The organism is Actinophytocola sediminis, assembly GCF_054779715.1.
This window is the reverse complement of record NZ_BAAGXS010000038.1, coordinates 165,209-186,792: the sequence shown is the minus strand read 5'-3', so window position 1 is coordinate 186,792 and position 21,584 is coordinate 165,209. Positions and strand designations below refer to the sequence as shown.

4 protein-coding genes are annotated in these 21,584 nt (G+C 72.5%); all 4 read right to left on the bottom strand.

Annotation, left to right across the window (positions count from 1 at the left end; translation table 11 throughout):
- Positions 1–11: 11 nt before the first annotated feature.
- The 4 genes from ACYVIP_RS24200 to ACYVIP_RS24185 all read right to left on the bottom strand — a co-directional run bounded on the left by ACYVIP_RS24200 (position 12) and on the right by ACYVIP_RS24185 (position 21,290).
- Entirely contained in the window at positions 12–4,526 is a 4,515-nt protein-coding gene (locus ACYVIP_RS24200) for a type I polyketide synthase (RefSeq protein ID WP_460400128.1), read from the bottom strand.
- A gap of 23 nt (positions 4,527–4,549) precedes the next feature.
- Positions 4,550–17,050 carry an SDR family NAD(P)-dependent oxidoreductase gene (locus ACYVIP_RS24195; protein ID WP_460400120.1) on the bottom strand — a complete coding sequence of 4,167 codons (12,501 nt, stop codon included), beginning with the start codon at positions 17,048–17,050 and terminating at the stop codon, positions 4,550–4,552.
- Between the two features lie 100 nt (positions 17,051–17,150).
- Positions 17,151–19,910 carry a helix-turn-helix transcriptional regulator gene (locus ACYVIP_RS24190; RefSeq protein ID WP_460400118.1) on the bottom strand — a complete coding sequence of 920 codons (2,760 nt, stop codon included), beginning with the start codon at positions 19,908–19,910 and terminating at the stop codon, positions 17,151–17,153.
- A 423-nt stretch (positions 19,911–20,333) separates the two neighbouring features.
- A complete protein-coding gene (locus tag ACYVIP_RS24185) occupies positions 20,334–21,290 on the bottom strand; it encodes a LuxR C-terminal-related transcriptional regulator (RefSeq protein ID WP_460400116.1) in 957 nt (318 codons plus the stop codon).
- Positions 21,291–21,584 lie beyond the last annotated feature (294 nt).

The following is a 21,584-nucleotide window of genomic DNA, read 5'->3' as shown; positions in this document are numbered from 1 at the left end:
CCTCGACACGGTCACGACACGCCCAGCTCACGGTCGATCAGGTCGAACATCTCGTCGTCGCTCGCGGCGCCGAGGTCGTCGGTGTCGGCGACCTCGTCGCCAGCGGGCTGGTCGAGCAGCCACAGCAGCGACCGCAGCCGGGCGGACACCGCCTGGCGGGCGCCGTCGGCGTCTGGCAGCCCGGCGATCGTGCCGGCCAGGCCGTCCAGTTCGGCGAGCACGCCGCTGGTCGCGTCCAGTTCGGCGGTCGGCAGCTCGGCGGTCACGAACGCGGCGAGCGCGGCGGCGCTCGGATGGTCGAACAGCACGGTCACCGGCAGGTTCAGCCCGGTCACCGCGGCGAGCCGGTTGCGCAGTTCCACCGAGGTCAGCGAGTCGAAGCCGAGCTCGCCCAACGGCCTGCCGGGCTGGATCGCGGCGGTGCCCCGGTGGCCGAGCACGGCGGCCACGTGGGTGGTCACCAGTTCGAGCACGACCGTGAGTTGGTCGGCGCCCGGCAGGCCGGTCAGCCGCGCCAGCAGCTCCGCGCCCGGCTCGGTGTCCGTTGTGGACAGTTCGGCCAGTTCGGGCAGGTCACGCAGGATCGTGGCCGGGCGGCCGGCGGTGAACGACTCGGTGAACCTCGGCCAGTCGATGTCGGCCACGACCAGAAACCGTTCCCCGTCGGCGATCGCCTGTTCCAGCGCGCCGAAGGCCAGCTCGCGGCGCACCGGCGCGACCCCTCTGGCCCGCAGCTGGGCGCCGACCTCGCCGTCGACCATGCCGGTGCCGGCCAACGCGCTCCACGCGACGGTGGTGCCCGGCAACCCGATGGCGTGGCGGTGGGCGGTGAGCGCGTCGAGAAACGCGTTGGCGGCCGCGTAGTTGCCCTGTCCGGCGGCGCCGATGGTGCCGGCGATCGAGGAGAACAGCACGAACGCCGACAGGTCGTGTTCGCGGGTGAGGTCGTGCAGGTTCCTGGCGCCGGTGACCTTCGGGGCCAGCACCCGGTCGAGTTGGTCGGCGGTCAGCGTGTCAAGCATGCCGTCGGCCAACTCGCCGGCGGCGTGCACGACCGCGACCAGGTCGACGCCGTCGAGCACGGCGGCCAGTCGCTCGCGGTCGGTGACATCGCAGGCGACCACGGTGACCTTGGCGCCCAACGAGATCAGCTCGTCGGCGAGGTCGCCCGCGCCGGGGGCGTCCGGTCCGCGCCTGCTGACCAACAGCAGGTGTTCGGCACCCGCGCCGGCGAGCCTGCGGGCGAGGTCGGCGCCGACCCCACCGGTGCCACCGGTGATCAGCACCGTGCCGGGCCGCCGCCAGGTCCAGTCGGCCGCGGGCGCGGGCCTGGCGTGCACCAGGCGGCGCGCGAAGAGCTGACCGCCGCGGATCGCGACCTGGTTCTCCTGCCCGGCGAGCGCGCAGCCGAGCAGTGCCAGCTCGTCGTCGACGTCGACCACACCGCCCCAGCGCGTCGGCTGTTCCAGCGCGGCCACGCCGGCCAGGCCCCACACCGGTGCCTGGTCGAGACCGGCGCGCCCGGCGAGGTCGTCGTCGGCCACCTGGACCGCGCCCCGGGTGACCAGCCACAGTGGAGCGTCGATGCCGGTGGCGGCCAACTGGCGCAACAGGTCGACGGTGGTCAGGACGGAGTCGGCGTCGGCCACCGCGACCACGCCGGCGATCCCGGCCGTTCGGTCGAACTCGGTGCCGAGCACGTGGTCGATGACCTCGACGCCGTGGCCGCGCAGCGCCTCGGCCACCTGGTCGTGCCGGTCGTCGGCGTGCTGGCGCGCCAGCAGCCAGGTGCCGGTGAGCGTCCCGGTGTCGGCCACCGGCACCCACTCGACCCGGTACCGCCAACCGTCCACAACCGACGACGGGCTTCCGGTGTCCTGGCGGGTCAGCCAGAAGTGCTCGCGTTGGAACGCGTAGGTGGGCAGCTCGACCCGGCGGGCGCCGGGGAACATCGCCGGCCAGTCCAGCTCGCCGCCGGCGACGTGGAACCGGCCGAGGGCCGCCAGTACCGACTCCGGCTCCGGCCGGTTGCGCCGCAGCACCGGGATCGCGGTGCCGCCCGGCACCATCCCGGACAGGGTCGCGCCGGGTCCGGCCTCCACGAACCGGGTCACGTTCCGCGTGGCGAGGAAGTCGAGGCCGTCGCCGAACCTGACCGGCTCGCGGACCTGGCGCACCCAGTACGCCGGCGTGTCGAGCTGGTCGGCGACCACGCCGGTCACGTTGGACACCACCGGAATCGTCGGCTGTCCAAAGGTGACCGAGCGCAGCACCTGGTCGAACTCGGCCAGCATCGGCGCCATCCGCGCCGAGTGGAACGCGTGCGACACCCGCAGCCGGGTGGTCCGGCAGCCACGGTCGGCCAGGGTCAGCGCGACCTCGGTGACCGCGTCCTCGTCCCCGCACAGCACCACCGACTCCGCGCCGTTGACCGCCGCCAGTTCCACCGTGTCCGACAGGAACGGCCGGACCGCGGACTCGGCCGCCGCCACGGCGACCATCGCCCCGCCCGGTGGGAGCTGCTGCATCAGCCGGCCACGGGCGCGCACGACGCGCACCGCGTCCGCGAGCGACCACACACCGCTCACGTGCGCGGCCGCCAGCTCGCCGATCGAGTGGCCGATCAGGTAGTCCGGCCGCAGCCCGCGCGACTCGAGCAGCCGAAACACCGCGACCTCGACCGCGAACAACGCGGTCTGGGTGTACTCGGTCCGCGCGAGCAGGTCCTCGTCCTCGCCCCACACCACCTGGCGGAACTCCGCGCCGAGGTGGTCGGCGACCGCGTCGAACGCCGCCGCGAACACCGGGAAGGCCGCGTACAGTTCCCGGCCCATGCCAGGCCATTGCGTGCCCTGGCCGGGGAACAGCACGGCGGTCCGGCCGCCTGGCCGCGCCGGCTCCGCGAGCGGCTCGGTGCCCGACGCGAGTGCGTCGAGTTCGCGGCACAGGTCGGCGACGTCCCGGCCGACCACCGCGGCCCGGTGGTCGAAGGTGGACCTGCTGGTGGCCAACGAGAACCCGATGCCGGCCAGGTCGGGAGCGTTGTGGTCGCGCAGGAAGGATCCGAGCCGGGCGGCCTGGGCGCGCACCGCGTCGCCACCACGCGCGGAGAGCACCAACAGTGTCGCCTGGTCGACCTCGGGCCCCGGCGCGGTGTCGCCGGCGACCGGGGACTCGGCGAGGATCACGTGCGCGTTGGTGCCGCTGACGCCGAACGCCGACACCCCGGCCCGCCGCACCCGATCGCCGGCCGGCCAGGCGACACTCTCGGTCAGCAGCCGGACATCGCCCGCCGTCCAGTCCACTGTGGTCGACGGGGTGGTCGCGTGCAGGGTCGCCGGCAGCACACCGTGGCGCAACGCGAGCACCATCTTGAGCACCCCGGCGATGCCGGACGCGGCCTGGGTGTGCCCGATGTTGGACTTCAGCGCGCCGAGCAACAACGGATGTTCCCTGCCCTGCCCGTAGGTCGCGAGCAGCGCGGCCGCCTCGATCGGGTCGCCGAGCGCGGTGCCGGTGCCGTGTGCCTCGACCACGTCGATGTCTGCTGTGGACAGTCCAGCGGTGGCCAGCGCGGCCCGGATCACCCGTTGCTGGGCGCGACCGCTCGGCGCGGTCAGCCCGTTCGAGGCGCCGTCCTGGTTGACCGCGGAACCGGCGACCACGGCGAGCACCTCGTGACCGTTGCGCTCGGCGTCGGCCAACCGTTCCAACAGGACAAGCCCGGCACCCTCGCCCCAACCGACGCCGTCGGCGTCGTCGCTGAACGCCTTGCAGCGACCGTCGGGCGCCAGCCCACGCTGCCGGCTGAACTCGAACAACACGGCGGGGTTGGCCATCACCGCGACCCCACCGGCCAGCGCGAGCGTGCACTCACCCCGGCGCAGCGCCTGCGCCGCGAGGTGAATCGCGACCAGCGACGACGAACACGCGGTGTCCAGCGTCACCGCGGGCCCTTCCAGGCCGAGGGTGTAGGCCACCCGTCCGGTCAGGACACTGGGGACGGTGCCGATCAGCAGGTAGCCCTCGACCGACGGCGGTGCGGTGCCCGGGTCGCCGCCGTACTGGAAGGAGGTCGCGCCGGCGAACACGCCGGTCTGGCTGCCCCGCAACGAGAGCGGGTCGATGCCGGCGCGTTCCACCGTCTCCCAGGCCACTTCCAGCAGCAGCCGCTGCTGGGGATCCATCGCCAGCGCCTCTCGCGGGGACACACCGAAGAACTCCGCGTCGAACTCACCGACGTCGTAGAGGAACGCGCCCTGCCTGGTGGTGCAGGTGCCCGACACCGCGGGATCGGGGTCGTAGCGGGACTCGACATCCCAGCCGCGGTTGTCCGGGAAGCCGGCGACGGCGTCGGTGCCGCTGGCGACCAGGTCCCACAACTGGTCCGGGGTCGCCACCCCACCGGGGAGCCGGCAACCCATCGAGACGATGGCGATCGGCTCGTACTCCCGCGCCTCGACCTCCCTGAGCCGTGCCTTGGCCCGCTGCAGGTCTCCGGAAACGCGCTTGAGATAGCTGAGCAGCTTGTCGTCACTGGACTCCGGCATCATTGGGCCCCGAGTTCGTTGTCGATGAAGTCGAAGATCTCTTCCGCGGTGGCCGCGCTCACCGCGTCCTCGGTGAGCACCGGGCTGTCGTCGAGCTTGGCGGCCATGGCGCGCAACCGGGCCACGAGCTGGCGGCGTTCGTCGCCGGGGTCCAGCCGGATCCGCACCACGGCCCGCTCCAGGCGGTCCAGGTCGTCCAGCACCGAGCTCTCGCCGGTCAGCGCGGCGACCAGGTGCGCGGCCATGTCCTCGGCCGACGGGTGGTCGAAGACCACGGTGGCCGGCAGCCGCAGTCCGGTCGTCCCGGTCAGCCGGTCACGCAGGTCGACCGCGGCGAGCGAGTCGAAACCCAGATCGCGGAACGCCACCGAGGGCGGCACCGCGTCCGCCGAGGCGTAGCCCAGCACCAACGCCGCCTGCTCGCGGACCATGGCCAGCACCGCGTCGGGCTGGTCGGCGGGCGGCAACAGCCGCAGTGCCACCGCGAACGCGTCGTCGGCGGCCGGTGGTTCGGTCGCCAGGGCGATCACGTCCGGCAGGTCGGCGATCAGCGGCCGTTCGCGGGCGGCGTTGAACCCGGCGACGAACCGGTCCCAGCGGACGTCGGCGACCACGACGTACGCCTCAGTGCCCACAATGGCCTGGCGCAGCGCGGTCAGCGCGTGTTCCGGGGCCATGGCGGCCAGACCGCGCCGGGTCAGCAGTTCCTCGACCTCGTCGCCGTTGATCATGCCGTGGTCGGCCCATGGGCCCCAGGCGATCGACGTGCCCGGCAGCCCGACCGCGCGGCGTTGCTCGGCCAGCGCGTCGAGGTAGGCGTTCGACGCGGCGTAGGCGCCCTGGTCGCCGCTGCCCCAGGTGGCCGCGATCGAGGAGAACAGCACGAACGCGTCGAGGGTGTCGTCGGCGAACAGCCGGTCGAGCTCGGCGGCGCCGGTCACCTTGCCGGCGGCGACCTCCGCGAGGTCGGCCGAGGTCAGCTCGGCGACCGGTCCGAATCGGACCACACCGGCTGCGTGCAGCACCGCCCTGATCGGCGGACCGTCGGCGCGCACCCTGGCCACCAGGTCACGGATCGCCTGCCGGTCGGCGGTGTCGCAGGCCTCGAGGCTGACCGACGCGCCGAGCGCGGTCAGCTCCGCGTGCAGCTCGCGCGCGCCCGGTGCCTCCTGGCCACGCCTGCTGGCCAGCACGATCCTGGCCGCACCGTTGGCCGCGGCCCAGCGTGCGACGTAGCCGCCGAGCCCGCCGGTGCCACCGGTGATCAGCACGGTGTCGCGCGGGGTCCAGGTGGTCAGGTCGCGGTGGGGTGCGGCGCGGCGCAGTCGCCTGGCGAACAGGCCCGCCGGACGGATCGCCAGTTGGTCCTCACCGCCGGTGTTGTGCAGTGCGGCGGCGAGCAGGTCGGCGCCGCGTCGGTCCACTGTGGCCGGTAGGTCGATCAGCCCGCCCCAGCGGCGTGGCCGTTCCAGCCCGACGACCCGGCCAAGACCCCAGACCGCGGCCTGCGCGCCACCGGCCGCCCGGTCCCCGGCGACGACCGCCAGCGCGTCCCGGGTGGCCAGCCACAGCGGCGCGTCGAGGTCGAGCAGTTCCAGGGCGCGGACCGCGGCGAGGGTCGCGGCGAGCCCGACCGGCACGGACTCGTGGTCAGGGTGGGCGTGTTCGGCCAGCGACAGCAGGGAGAACACGCCGCGCACCCGCCTGCCGTGTTCGTCGTGCGCGGCGACCAGTGCCTCGCGGAGTCGCTTGTGGACGATGGTGGGCTCGGTGTCCGCGTCGGTCAGCTCGACCGGGATCACGTCCGCGCCGAGCGCGCCGACCGCGGACCGGACGAACTCCTCGGCCGCGTGCGCCGAGGGCACCAGCACCAGCCAGGAGCCGGCCGGCCGAGGACCGGCCGGGAGGTTCGCCGGTTTCCAGCCGACCCGATAGCGCCAGGAGTCCACCACCGACCCGGCACGGTCGTCGGTGTCCGGCGCGTCAAACCAGTACCGCTGCCGTTGGAACGGATAGGTCGGCAGCGACACCCGCGCATTTCGGTCCGGCAGCAGTGCGGGCCAGTCGATGTCGACGCCGGCCGTGAACAGCCGGGCCACCGCAGTGCGGGCGGCCTCGACCTCGTCGACGCCCTTGCGTGACGCGGCGAGCACCACGGCGTCGGTGCCCGCGCCGTCCCGGATCGCGGCGGTCAGCGCCGGTGTCGGGCCGAGTTCGACGAACCGGGTGACCCCGTGGGCGAACAGCGCGTGGATGCCGGCCTCGAACCGCACCGCCGCGCGCACGTGCCGCACCCAGTACTCCGGCGAGCCGAGCAGCTCGTCGGTGACCACCTCGCCGGTGAGGTTGCCGACCACCGGGATGTCGGTGCCGCCGAAGGTCACGTCCCGTGCCACGGCGAGGAACTCGGCGAGCATCGGCTCCATGTGCCGGGAGTGGAACGCGTGCGACACCCGCAGCCGGGTGGTGCGCCTGCCGGCGTCGGCGAACAGCGCCTCGACGGCGTGTACCCCGGCGCGGTCACCGGACACGACCACCGCGCGCGGCCCGTTGACCGCGGCGATGTCGACCTGCTGGCCGTGGTCGGCCAGCGCTCTGGTGACCTCGTCCTCGGTCGCGTCCAGCGCCACCATCGCTCCGCCTGGCGGCAGTCGCTGCATCAGCCGTCCCCGCGCGGCGACCAGCCGGGCCGCGTCGGGTAGCGACAGCGCGCCGGCGACGTGGGCGGCGGTCAGCTCACCGATGGAATGGCCGGCGACGTAGTCGGGGCGCAGTCCCCAGGAGACGAACAGCCTGGCCAGTGCCAGTTCCGTGGCGAACAGCGCCGGCTGGGCGTAGCCGGTCCGGTCCAGCAGGTCGGCGTCCGCGCCCCACATCACGGTCTTGAGTGGACGGTCGAGGTGGCGGTCCAGTTCGGCGACGGCCGCGTCGAGCGCGGTGGCGAACACGTCGAACTCCGCGTGCAGCCGTTGTCCCATGCCGAGGATCTGGGCGCCCTGGCCGGCGAACACGAACGCCAGCTGTCCCGGCGCGTGCACGGTGCCGGTGACCACGCCTGGGGTCTCCGACCCGGCGGCGAGCGCACGCAGTCCACTGAGGATCTCCGCGCGCTCCCGGCCGTGGACGACCGCCCGGTGCTCGAACATCGACCGCGTGGTCGCCAGTGCGTGCCCGACCGCCCCGAGGTCGGCCGTGCCGAGCGCGTCGGTGAGGCGCCGCGACTGGTCCCGCAGCGCGTCGGCGGTACGCGCGGACACCGGGAGTGCGACCACGTTCGCCGTCGTGTCCACAGTGGAGGCTTCGGCGGGCGCGTCGCCCTGTTCGAGCAGGACGTGTGCGTTGGTGCCGCTGATGCCGAACGCCGAGACGCCGGCGCGGCGCGGCCGGCCGAGGTCGGGCCAGTCCTGTTGCTCGGTGAGCAGCCGGACCTGGCCGGCCGACCAGTCGACGTGCCTGGTCGGCTCGTCGACGTGCAGGGTCCTCGGCAGGACTCCGTGCCGCAGCGCGAGCACCATCTTGAGCACGCCGGCCACGCCGGACGCGGCCTGGGTGTGGCCGATGTTGGACTTGAGCGCGCCGAGCCACAACGGCCGGTCCCGGTCCTGGCCGTAGGTGGCGAGCAACGCCTGTGCCTCGATGGGATCGCCGAGCCTGGTCGCGGTCCCGTGCGCCTCAACCACCTCGACGTCCGATGTGGATAGACCGGCGTTGGCGAGCGCCCTGCGGATGACCCGTTGCTGGGACGGGCCGTTGGGCGCGGACAGCCCGTTGGACGCGCCGTCCTGGTTGACCGCCGAGCCGGCGAGCACGGCGAGTACGTCGTGGCCGTGCCGGCGCGCGTCGGACAGCCGCTCGAGCAGCACCATGCCGGCACCCTCGCTCCACGAGGTGCCGTCCGCGGCGTCGGCGAAGGCCTTGCACCGGCCGTCCGGCGCGAGCCCGCGCTGCCGGCTGAACTCGACGAACAGGCTCGGCGTCGACATCACGGTGACCCCGCCGGCCACCGCGAGCGAGCACTCGCCCTGGCGCAGCGCCTGGGCCGCGAGGTGCATGGCGACCAGCGACGACGAACACGCGGTGTCCACAGTGACCGCCGGGCCCTCCAGACCGAGGGTGTAGGCGACCCTGCCGGACACGACGCTGGCCGCGCGACCGGTGAGCAGGTAGCCCTCCAGCTCCCGCGGCGCCTGCCGCAGGTGTGCCGCGTAGTCCTGGCCGTTGGTGCCGATGAACACCCCGGTCGCGGAGCCGCGCAGGGAGGCCGGTGCGATCCCGGCCCGCTCGAACACCTCCCACGAGGTCTCGAGCAGCAGCCGCTGTTGCGGGTCCATGGCCAGTGCCTCGCGCGGCGAGATGCCGAAGAACGCCGGGTCGAAGTCGTAGGCGTCGTACAGGAAACCGCCGTGGCGGACGTAGCTCGTGCCGCGCTGGTCCGGATCCGGGTGGTAGAGCCGCTCGAGGTCCCAGTTGCGGTCCTCCGGGAACGCCGAGATCACGTCCCGGCCCTCGGTGAGCACCTGCCACAGGTCCTCGGGGGTGTGGATCCCGCCGGGGAGCCGGCAGCTCATGCCCACGATGACGATCGGGTCGTCGGCACCGGCGCCGGCCGGCGCGGGCGAGGTGACGGCCGGCGCGGGCCGGGTGCCGACCAGTTGGTCGTCGAGGTGTGCGGCGAGCACGGCGGGTGTCGGGTAGTCGAACAGCAACGTGGTCGGCAGGCGCAGTCCGGTCGCGACACCGAGCTGGTTGCGCAGTTCCACCGCGGTCAGCGAGTCGTAGCCCGCGTCCCGGAAGGCCTGGGTCTCCCCCACCGCGTCCGCCGACGGGTGGCCGAGCACGGCGGCCGCGTGCCCGCGCACCAGGGTGACCAGGAACCCTCGGCGTTCGGCGGCCGACATCGCGGCCACCCGGTCGACAAAGGACTGCTCCGCGCGGGCGACGGCGGCGCGGCGGGTCGGCACCCGAACGAGGTCGCGCAGCAGCGGCGGCACCGCTCCGCCCGCCGCGGCGGCCACCCGCCGGCCCGCCAGGTCCAGGGTGACCGGGAGCAGTGCCGGCTGGCCGGTGGCGACCGCGGCGTCGAACAGTGCCAGCCCGTCCGCGCTGGACAGTGGGGTGACGCCGGAACGACTCATCCGCGCGAGGTCCACATCGGACAGGTGATCGCTCATCCCGCTGCGTTCGGCCCAGAAGCCCCAACCGAGCGAGAGCGCCGGCAGTCCGGCGGCCACGCGATGGTGCGCGAGGGCGTCGAGGACGGCGTTGGCCGCCCCGTAGCTGGCCTGCCCGGCACCGCCGAGGGTGGCCACCATGGACGAGTACAGCACGAACGCGCGCAGGTCGAGCCCGGCGGTCAGCTCGTGCAGCTGCCAGGCGGCGTCGACCTTCGCGCGCAGTACCGCGCCGACCCGCGCCGGGGTCTGCGAGGCGACCACGCCGTCGTCGAGCACCCCGGCCGCGTGCACGACCGCCTGCAAGGGGTGCGCCGAGGGGATCGACGCGAGCAGCGCGGACAGCGCGTCCCGGTCGGCGGCGTCGCCGGACACCACGGTCAGTCGTGCGCCGTGCTCGGCCAACTCCGCGACGAGTTCGGCCGCGCCGGGCGCCGCCGGACCGGTGCGGCTGACCGCGAGCAGGTGCCGGACGCCGTGGGCCAGCACGAGGTGTCTGGCCAACAACGCGCCGAGGGTGCCGGTGGCGCCGGTGATCAGCACGGTGCCGGTCGGGGTGAACACCGGTGTCGCGGGTGCGGCGGCGACCCTGGCGAGCCGGGGCACCCGGAGTTCGCCGCCGCGCACGGCGAGTTGCGGTTCGCCGGACGCGATGGCCGAGGGCAGTCCGCCGGTGTCCTCGTCGAGGTCCACGAGCGTGATCCGGTCGGGCTGTTCGGCCTGGACCGACCGCGCGAACCCCCACACCGCGGCGCCCGGCAGGCTGCGCACGTCCTCACCGGGCAGTGCGGCCATCGCGCGCCGGGTGACCAGTACCAGTCTGCTCGCGGCGAATCGGTTGTCCGCCAACCACGTCTGGACGAGCGCGAGCGCGCGTTCGGTCGCCGCCCGCGCGGTCGGCTCGTCGAAGAAGGTGGCCACGACCGTCTCCGGGCACGGGTCCGGCAGCGCGTCGAGCCCATCGGTGTCGATGGCCGTGAACGTGTGTCCGCTCGGCGCCGGCACCCGCGGCCATTCGACCCGGAACAGCGAGTCGCGCGGCATCGGGACCGCGGCCTCGGCCCGGCCGAGGACGACCGAGTCCACCGCGGCGACCGGCGAACCGGTCGGGTCGATCAGCCACACGGCGACGGTGTCCTCGCCGGTCGGCACGATCCTGGCGCGCACCTCGGTGGCTCCGGTCGCGTAGCACGACACCCCGCGCCAGGCCACCGGAACGCCGTCGCGCTCCCGCAGCACCGCGTCCCACAGCGCCGGATGCGGCCCGACCGTCGCCTCGGTGGCGGCGGGCAGGGACGCCTCGACGTAGGTCGCGGTGTCGTGCGGCCACTGTGCCGGGTCGAACTCCGGGACCTGGTGGCTGGACAGGGTTCCGTGGGCGTTGCGGGTCCACGGTCCGGCCGTGTCGTCGGGGCGGGAGTGCACGCTGACCGGTCGGGTACCGGACTCGGTCGGCTCGCCGAGCACGACCTGCACGGCGACCCGCTCGGTGCCGGTGAGCACGATCCCGTTGTCCACCAGCAGTTCGGCCAGGTGGGTCGCGCCCGTGCGCGCACCGGCGTGGGTGGCCAGTTCCACGAGCAGCCCGGACGGCACCGCGGTCGTCCCGCCATCGGTGTACTCGCTGAGCCAGGGCTGGGTGCGCACCGACAGCACCCCGGTCAGCACGAGCCCGCCGCCGGCCAGGTCGATGGCCGCGCCGAGCAGTGGGTGGTCCGCCGGGGTGAGTCCGGCCGACGCGACGTCCCCGGTGGCCACCGGCTCCAGCCAGTAACGCCGTCCCTGGAACGGATAGGTCGGGAGGTCGACGCGCGCACGCTGGCCGGGGAACATCGCGTTCCAGTCCACAGTGGAGCCGGCGGCATACGCCTCGGCGAGCGCGAGCGTCATGCGGTCGAGTCCGCCGTCGTCGCGGCGAAGTGAGGCCACGGTGGTGATCTCGTGGCCGGTGACCTCCGCGGTGTCCTGCAACGCCGAGGACAGCACCGGGTGTGGGCTCGCCTCGACGAAGACGTCGTGACCGGTGGCCAGCATGCTGTCGGTGGCCCGCTGGAACAGCACGGGCTCGCGCATGTTGCGGTACCAGTAGTGCGCGTCCATCGTGGTGGTGTCCAGCAGTTCGCCGGTCACCGTGGAGTAGAACGGGATCCGCGAGGCCATCGGCTCGACCGGCGCGAGGGTGGTCAGCAGCCGCTCCCGAAGCACGTCCACCTGGGGCGAGTGCCCGGCGGTGTCCACACCGGGCACCCGGCGTGCCTTCACGCCCTCGTCGACCAGTTCGGCCAGCAGGGTGTCCAGGTCGGTCGGGTCACCGGCCAGGGCGACCGAGCCGGGTGAGTTGAGCGCGGCGATCGCGAGCGTGTCCGCCAGCCGGCCGGCGACCCGCTCCGCCGGCAGCGCCACCGAGGCCATCGCACCCTGGCCGCGCAGTTCCCACCATGCCTGACTGCGCAACGCGACCACGAGTGCGGCGTCCCGTAAGGACAGTGCGCCCGAGACGTAGGCGGCGGCGATCTCGCCCTGCGAATGGCCGATCACCGCGGCCGGCTCGACCCCGAACGACCGCCACAGCGCGGCCAGCGACACCATCATGGTGAACAGCACCGGCTGTACGACGTCCACTCTGGACAGCTCGGGCGCGCCGTCGACCTCCCGCAGCACGTCGAGCACCGACCACCCGGTGAACTCGCGCAGCGCCTGGTCGCACGCGGCCGCCTGCGCGGCGAACGCCGGTGCGTGGTCGAGCAACTCACACCCCATGCCGAGCCACTGCGAGCCCTGGCCGGGGAACACGAGCACGACCTTGCCCGCGCCCCGAACCTGGTTGCGGACAGTGCCGGCCCGTGGCGTGCCGTCGGCCAGCGCGGCCAGGCCCGCACGCAGGTCCTCGAGCCGCGTACCGACCACCGCGGCCCGGTGGTCGAAGACGGCCCGGGTGGTCGCCAGCGAGTGGCCGACCGCGGCCGGTGACGCCGTGGTCCGGTCGGTGGCCGTGAGCAGTTGACGAGCACGCTCGCGCAGCGCGACCTCGGTACGAGCCGAAAGCACCCACGGGACAACGGTTTGCGCGTCCTCCGTGACGACCACCGGTTGCGCGGGGGCCTGTTCCAGGATCACGTGCACGTTGGTGCCGCTGATGCCGAACGCCGACACGCCCGCCCGCCGGGGCGCGCCGGTCTCCGGCCACGGCGTGGCGGCGGTGAGCAGGCGCAGGTCTCCGGCCGACCAGTCCACATGCGACGTCGGCTCGTCGACGTGCAGCGTCGCGGGCAGCAGCCCGTTGCGCATCGCCAACACCATCTTCACCACGCCGGCCAGACCGGCGGCGGCCTGGGTGTGGCCGATGTTCGACTTGAGCGAGCCGAGCAGCAGCGGCCGTTCCCGGTGCCGGCAGTAGCTTTCGAGCAGTGCGCCGGCCTCGACCGGGTCGCCGAGCGCGGTGCCGGTGCCGTGTGCCTCCACGGCGTCCACGTCCCGCGCGGCCAACCCGGCGTTGGCCAGTGCCTGGCGGATCACCCGCTGCTGGGCCAAACCGTTCGGCGCGGTCAACCCGTTGGACGCGCCGTCCTGGTTGACCGCCGACCCGCGCACCACGGCGAGCACCTCGTGGCCGGCGCGGCGCGCGTCGGCGAGCCGCTCGACGAGCAGCACGACCGCGCCCTCACTCCAGCCGGTGCCGTCGGCGTCGGCGGAGAACGCCTTGCACCTGCCGTCCGGCGACAGCGCCCGCTGTCGGCTGAGCTCGACGAAGATGCCGGGGTTGGGCATCACCGTCACCCCGCCGACCAGCGCCAGCGAGCTCTCCCCGGTCCGCAGCGACTGACACGCCAGGTGCAGCGCGGCCAGCGACGCGGAGCACGCGGTGTCCACGGTGATCGCCGGGCCCTGCAGGCCGAAGGTGTACGCGATCCGTCCAGACGCGACACTCGTCGTGGTGCCGGTGAGCAGGTGGCCGGCGAAGCCGTCCGGCACCTGCGCGGTCTTCGGCGCGTAGTCCTGCGGCATCGCGCCGACGAACACGCCGGTTCGGCTGCCGCGCAACGACACCGGGTCGATGCCGGCGTGTTCCAGTGCCTCCCACGCGGTCTCCAGCAGCACCCGCTGCTGCGGGTCCATCGCGGTGGCCTCGCGCGGGCTGATGCCGAAGAACTCCGCGTCGAAGTGCTCGGCATCGGCCAGGAAACCGCCTTCCCGCACATAACTGTGGCCGGGCTTGTCCGGGTCGGGGTCGTAGACGCTGTCCAGGTCCCAGCCTCGGCCCTCGGGGAACGTTGAGATCGCGTCCCGGCCGTCGGCCACGAGCCGCCACAGTTCGGCGGGTGACCGCACGGCGCCGGGCAGCCGGCAGCTCATGGCCACGATCGCGATCGGGTCGTCGTTCCCGGCGGTCTCCGGGGTCACCGGCGCGGACTCGTCGTGTGCGCGTCGTACGGTGTCCACGTGCGCGGCCAGTGCGGCCGGGGTGGCATGGTCGAACACCACGCTCGGCGCGAGCGCGAGACCACAGGCCCGGTTCACCGCGGTGACCAGCTCGACCAGCGTGACCGAGTCGAACCCGAGATCGTTGAACACGCGGCGCGGATCGAGCCCGTCGGGGTCGTCATGGCCGAGCACGACCGCGACCTGTGCCAGCACCGTGGCGACGACATCGTCAGAGGCCGTGGCCGGCACCGGGCCGACCGGTTCGTCGATCGGCCGCGCGTTGTCCGGCAGCCAGAACCGCTTGCGCTGGAACGCATAGGTCGGCAGGTCGGCCGGCCGATGGCGTGGTGTGCCGAGGAACGCCTCCCACCGGATCGGCACGCCGGCGACGTGCAGGTGCGCGATCCCGGCGACCAGGGTCTGTGGCTCCGGCCGGTCCCGGCGCGACACCGACACCACCAGGCGCTCCGCACCGACGACCGACCGCGCCATGCCGGCGGCCACTCCCCCTGGCCCAGCGTCGACGAACCTGGTCACCGCGTGGCCCGCCAGGAAGGCGATGCCGTCGCCGAACCGGACCATCGAGCGGACCTGTCGCGCCCAGTACGCCGGCGAGCCGGCCTGTTCGGCGGTCAACAGCTCACCGGTCACATTGGACACGACCGGGATCGTCGGTGGGCCACCGGAAACGCCGGCCAGCACCCGCTCGAACTCGGCGAGCATCGGCTCCATCCGCGCGGAGTGGAAGGCATGCGACACGGTCAGCCGTCTGGTCCGGCGGCCCCACCCGGCGACCGTGGCGGCGAGCTCGGTGACCGCGGTGTCCTCTCCGGACACCACCACCGCGTCCGGCCCGTTCACCGCGGCGAGCTCCACGCCCGGCCGCAGCAGCGGGGTGATCTCCTCGGCCGAGGCCGTCATCGAGACCATGGCACCGCCGGCGGGCAGCGCGCCCATCAGCCGGCCCCTGGCGGCGACTACCTCGGCGGCGGCCGGCAACGACCACACGCCGCTGACGTGCGCGGCCACCAACTCGCCGATCGAGTGGCCGGCGAGGAAGTCCGGGCGCACCCCGGCGGACTCCAGCATCCGGTACATCGCGGTGCTCACCGCGAACAGGCCGGCCTGGGTGTAGCCGGTCTCGTCGAGCAGGTGTCGGTCGGAGCCCCACAACACCTCGCGCAGCGGGCGGTCGAGATGGCGGTCCAGTTCGTCGGCCGCGGCGTCGAACGCGTCGCGGAACACGTCGAAGGTCGCGCACAACTGCTGGCCCATGCCGGCCCACTGCGCACCCTGGCCGGGGAACAACACGGCGAGGCCGCCCACCGGGCCGACCTCGCCGTGCACCACGCGGGCGCTGGCCGTGCCGTCGGCGAGCGCGCGCAGACCGAGGTGGATCTCCGCTGGCGAGGAGCCGATGACGACCGCGCGGTGGTCGAAGGCGGTGCGCGCGGTGGCCAGCGCGGCGCCGACGTCGGCCAGGTCCGCCCGTTGCTCCACATAGGACAGTAGGCGGGTCGCCTGCGCGCGCAGTGCCCGCACGGAGGTCGCGGACACGACCAGCGGGGTCACCGCGGGCGCGGTCGACGGTTCGGCGCGCGAGCCCTGCCAGTCCGCCAACACGACGTGACAGTTGGTGCCGCCCATGCCGAAGGACGACACGCCGGCCAGCAGCGGCCGCTCCGGCGCCGGCCAGTCGTCCAGTTCGGTCTGTACCGCCAGGTTCAGCTCGGTCAACGGAATCTGCGGGTTGGGATGGCGGAAGTGCAGGCTCGGCGGCAACTTCCGGTGGTGCAGCGCGAGTACGACCTTGAGCAGCCCGGCGATCCCGGCCGCGCCTTCCAGGTGGCCGATGTTGGTCTTGATCGAGCCCACCCGCAGCGGGCGGTCGCGTTCCCCGGCCGTGCCAAGCACCGCGCCGATGCCGGCCGCCTCGATCGGGTCGCCGACCTTCGTGCCCGTACCGTGCAACTCGACGTACTGCACGTGCTCCGGCCCGACTCCGGCGCGCTCGTAGGCCGACCGCAACACCTCCCGCTGCGCCGCCTCGTGCGGCACGGTCAGGCTTGGTCCGCCGCCGTCGTTGTTCACCGCGCTGCCACGGATGACGCCGTACACCGAGTCGCCGTCGGCCAGCGCGTCGGCCAGCCGCTTGAGCACGACGACACCGCCGCCCTCGCCCCGGACGTAACCGTTGGCCCGCTCGTCGAAGGTGTGGCAGCGACCGTCCGGGGACAGCGCGCCGAACCGGTGGGCACCGACCGAGCTGCTCCAGGCCAGGTTCAGGTTGACCCCGCCGGCGAGCGCGATCGCCGACTCCCCCGACCGCAGACTCTCGGCGGCCAGGTGCACGGCGACCAATGAGGACGACTGCCCGGTGTCCACCACGACACTCGGACCGCGCGTGCCGAGGAAATAGGAGACCCGGTTCGCGATGAGCGCGCGGTGTTGACCGGTCAGCGTGAAATGGTCGACCGCCGAGGGCTCCTGACCGGTCAGTGTTCGATAATCGTCCTGCGCCACACCGAAGAAGACACCGCCGCGACCGCCGTGCAGATCCGCGGCCAGGATTCCGGCGTGTTCCACCGCCTCCCAGGCGAGCTCCAGCATGAGGCGCTGCTGCGGGTCCATCGCGGCCGCCTCGTTCGGCGACACCCGGAAGAAGGCGGCGTCGAACCCGGCGACGTCGTCCAGGAATCCGCCGTGGCGAGGCGTTCCCGACCGCTCGTCGACCACCGGCCAGCGATCGGCGGGCGGCGGCGTGATCGCGTCCGTGCCGTCGGCGAGCAGCCGCCACAGGGCGGCCGGGTCAGGCGCTCCCGGAAAACGACACGACAACCCGACGACGGCAATCTCAGCCGCAATCTCAGCCGCAATCTCAGCCGCAATCTCAGAGCCTTCGATCATCCAGGAGTCCCTATTCATGCGCGCGCACAACATGGAATGGTACGAGACTAGGATGACGCCATTTAACCAAACAACCCCTACGGACCCTTACAAACCACTGTCAGTCGAGCAGCAGCTCGATCGGAAGATCCGCACGACGCTTTACGTCGAGCTTTCGGTAAACACTCGTCAAATGCTGTTCGACGGTGCTGACGGTGATGTACAGCAGCCCGGCGATCTCGCGGTTCGCGTGGCCGGTGGCGGCCAGCACCGCCACCCGCTGTTCGGACTCGCTCAGCCCGGTGCGCGACTTTCCGGCCGGCCGACGGTCGACGCCGTCAGTGGCCCGGCCGGGGTTCTTCGTCACCTGCATGGATGTTCGCGGGTCCAGCCGCACCGTGCGCGACAGCTTCGTCGCGCTGTGCTTGAGCACCCGGGCCTTGTCCCGGTCGCCGAGTTCGGTGTGCGCGTTGCTGAGCTCGATCATCGCCCGGCTCAACAGGTAGACGTCCCCGGAACCGCGCAGCAGCTTCACCGCGTCCCGCTGAATGGCCACCCTGTCCGCGCCGGAACGCACGGAACTCAGCTGCACCAACGAGATTCCCCGAGTCCTCGGACAGCTCGCGGCACCGGAGCCGAGCAGTTCGAGCTGTTCGGTGATCAGCTCCTCGGCCTCGGCCAGGTCGTCGTTCACCAGGTGCACCGCCGCGACGCCCGACCGCCACGGCACGAACGCCGGCGCGTCCATTCCCCAGCCGCGCAACAACCTGCCGCAGAACCGGAAGTCGATCATCGCCGCCTCCAGCTGCCCGGCCGCGAGGTAGTACTGCCCTCTGGCGAACAGATACTGCGCGCCGTAACTACTCTCGAACAACGCCGTCGGGGTCGGCGACTGCACATACCTGGCGGCGGTGCCCAGATCGTCCAGTGCGGTCGCCGCGGCGATCATCGCCGCCAGCGCGGCGCCCGCCGTCGCTCCCCAGCCGTGTTCCGGAACCGCCTCCAGCGCGTCGCGCGCGTAGTTCATGGCGGCGTGCAGATGACCGTGGCGCAGCGCGATCTCCGCGCGCACGGAGCCGAACATCGACGCCCACAACCGCACGTCCCGGTCGACCACCTCGTCGAGCAGCTGCGAGCACGCCGGGGCGGCGACGCCGGCGTTGCCGCTGAACACCAGGACCTCCAGCGCCGCGCGGGCGGTCTCCACGGTGTCGTCACCGAGGCGCAGGTTGGCGAGCACGCGTAGCGCGCCGGTGGTGGTGTTGCCGTTCCCCCCGTCGGCGAGCACCTGCCGGCGCAGCCCGGCTACCTGGGTGCGCAGACCGGCTTCCGCGCCCGCCGGTGGCGCGTTGAGCAGCGCGTCGAGCGACGGCTGTTCGAACGTGCGGACCACGTCCGGGGTGGTGGTCATGAGCAGCCGGCAGTACGAGCCGAACTCGTGCATCGCGTGCGACACGTTGCCGCACCCCGCCCAGTCGATGACGTTGGCGGCCTCGGCCGTCATCCCGTGCCAGATCAGGTGGGACAGCAGGGTCGCGCTGTCGCGGTCGTCCAGCTGGTCGTTCTTGAACGCGTCGAGCAGCTGACCGATGTGCCGTTTCGCCGAGGCGGGGTCGAACCGCAGCTCGGTGCGCGCGAGCGTCATCCTGATCGCCGCCTGCGCCCGCTCGTCTGGCTCCGCCGCCAGCCCGAGCTCCAGATACCTGGTGGCCGCCGCGAAATCCCGCGCCGAGGTCAACGCCCTGCCCGCCCGGACGAACACGTCGACCGTCGAGGGGCAGGTGGTCGCGCCCGCGGCGGCCAGATGTGCCGCGACCCGCACCGGCGACACCGCGGAGTCCCTGACCCGCAGCTGTCGGGCCGCGCGGTGGTGCAGGTCGACGCGACGCCGCCGGCTCATCCTGGCGATCACCGCGGTGGCCCCTGCCGGGTGCCGGAAGCTCCGGCCGCCGCGATCGGTGATGCCGATGGTGTCCAGTGTGGCCAGTGCGGCCTGCACGACGGCGACGTCGGTGTCCAGCATGCGGGCGAGCAGCGTCGGGTCGGCCGTGCCCAGTGAGTCCGAAGTGGCCAGTACGGCGGCTGCCTCGGCCACGTCGGCGGTGTCCTCGTCGACCCGGCGTAGGCAGGTCGCGACCGCCTGGCGGAAACCCGGCCCACACCCGGGCTCGCCGGCATCGGTCGCCGCCGCGTCCCGGTCCTCGATCAGCGCGCGCACGAGGCGGGGGTTGCCGCCGGTGGCATCGACGTAGTCGGTGGCCGACCAGGCGACCGCGTCCGGCTGGAGCAGCCGCGCCACCCCGTGCGGGGAAAGCCCGCGCAGCGACAGCCGGTGCCATGACCTGGACACCAGGGGCTCCAACTGGAGCAACGGGTGGGTCACCGAGGTGGGCGTGGACAGGGTGAGCACGATCGTCAACCGGAGTTCGGCGACGTTGGCCAGCCGCAGCAGGCAGTTCAGCGAGGCGACATCGGCCAGGTCCGCGTCGTCGACGGCCAGCAGCATCGGCTCCGCCTCGGCCAGCCGGCTGAGCCGGCCGACAAGGTCGTCGGCCAACGCGGCCACGGCCGGACCGTCCGTTGTGTACTCCGAGCCGACCACCGCCGGCCGACTCCCGGCAAGCGCGGTGTCGGTGAGGTCGGACTCGACCCGCGCGGAGGCCAACAGTTGACACAGCACATACAGCGGCGTCGTTCGGTCCACCTTGGACCCACTGGCCACCAGACGCTGGACACCGGCGCGCGCGATCACCTCGCGCAGCAGCACCGTCTTCCCGACGCCGACACATCCCTCTATCCGCACCACCCTGCCGCCGGCCGGCGCATCCGCCGCGACAAGGCGGCTGAGTAACGCGATCTCCTCGTCACGTTCGATCAGCATCAGAAAGCGCCACCCGTCACACTACTGCTCGTGGTAATCCCGTTTGCCAACGACTTTCAACCGCGCGCTCTCGTATGGAAATTGGTGCAACCATTAGTCCGTTCGGGAGATACGAAGCACCCGAATGCGAAAATGCCACTACCGACTACCTGCTCTCACCCCTGGATCACGATGCGGCACACGCTATCCCGCCTGCCCACGGCCATGTACCCCTATACAGAAACAGCAACCCCTTGTTTATCCGGCAACACCACCGAAACATGAAACGTTCTACCAGCGGTCGATTCGCCTGGAATGGCCGCCGACCGAGCGCCCGGTGAATAGCGCGTGAATCGCCGCGCTAATCACACTGTGCGCCCTGTGGTAATTACGAACGGTTGCCCCAGGAGAGTCGTCACCCCTGACTTCGCTCTCGCGGGCACATTAAGGCAAAGACTGCCTTCGTAAAGCAAGCAAGTTGCAGCAACCTGCAACCGGGTCGACATCCCGGCCGCGCAACAGTCCGCGCTGGGTGGCCAACACGGCCACCTGGAACCGGCTCTTGGCGGCGAGCGCGGTCATCGCCGCGGCGATGTCGCCGCGCACCGTACGCACGCTCACGCCCAGCCGCCGGGCAACGGCCTCGTCGGACAGCCCCTGGGCCAACAGCCGCAACACCTTGCGGTGGCGAACGGTCGTGAGTTGACTTTCCGGCTGATTCTCCTTGGGACGCCACAGTCGTTCGACGAGATCGAGGTGTTCGGCGACCGCCCCGGGTGACCACAGAATCCGACCGGAACCATCACGCTCCGCCAGCACGACGACCGCACCGTCCACAATGACCCGACCGAACGCGCACCCACCGCGACCAGAATATGAGACGCAGACCGGCTTCCCGCACTGAACAGCGCCGAGGGCGACACCGCCACCGAGCACCGCGCGCGCGATGTGATCGGGAAACCACGACGACTGATCGCCGCCGTGGGTGACCGCGATCACCTCGTCCTTTGCCTGGCAGACAACGCGTTCGACCGTGCCGACCACGTCGTCGGCATCCGCGAGCACGCCACCGTCGACCAGTCGCGGGGCTGACTGCTCGTACTCCGCCACCACCTCGCCGATGTAGTCGATGACCGCGGCGGGCACCTCGTCGGCACTCCACCGCCTGGTCGCCAACGCGACCAGGGCGATGCCGGGCGACACCGCACGCACCGCGCCCGGCCGCACCGACGCCGACGCGAGCCCGCACGCGATCAGCTCACCCGCCGCCGCTTCCGCCGCCGCGGTCCCGATACGCCAGTGTGCCGCCAACTCGGCCGGCGTCCAGCGCGGCCGGGTCAACAGGAACCGGTACCGACGCTCCAGCACATCAGAGATACCGAGAGCGTCACTACCGGCCATGCCCAACTCCCTGCTCACCGCACGGTCGCACCCAACTACCGGCCGGCACCGCTGGGTACACTCGCCTCCCACGCGTGCCGACACCGCGAAACCACTCATGCCAGAGCTGTTCAACGCAGGGTGTGACAAGTGATCCTAATCTGTCCCACTTGACTCGGTCAAGGCTACCGCCACGGTCGACCGTCCGCGACCAGAACGGCCGCGCTGGCACTGAGTTCTCGTCCACAGTGAATTCCACGCCACCCGGAATGCCTGTCCCCGCACCGATCGCGTACCCGGGCCCCGTCGGGGTTC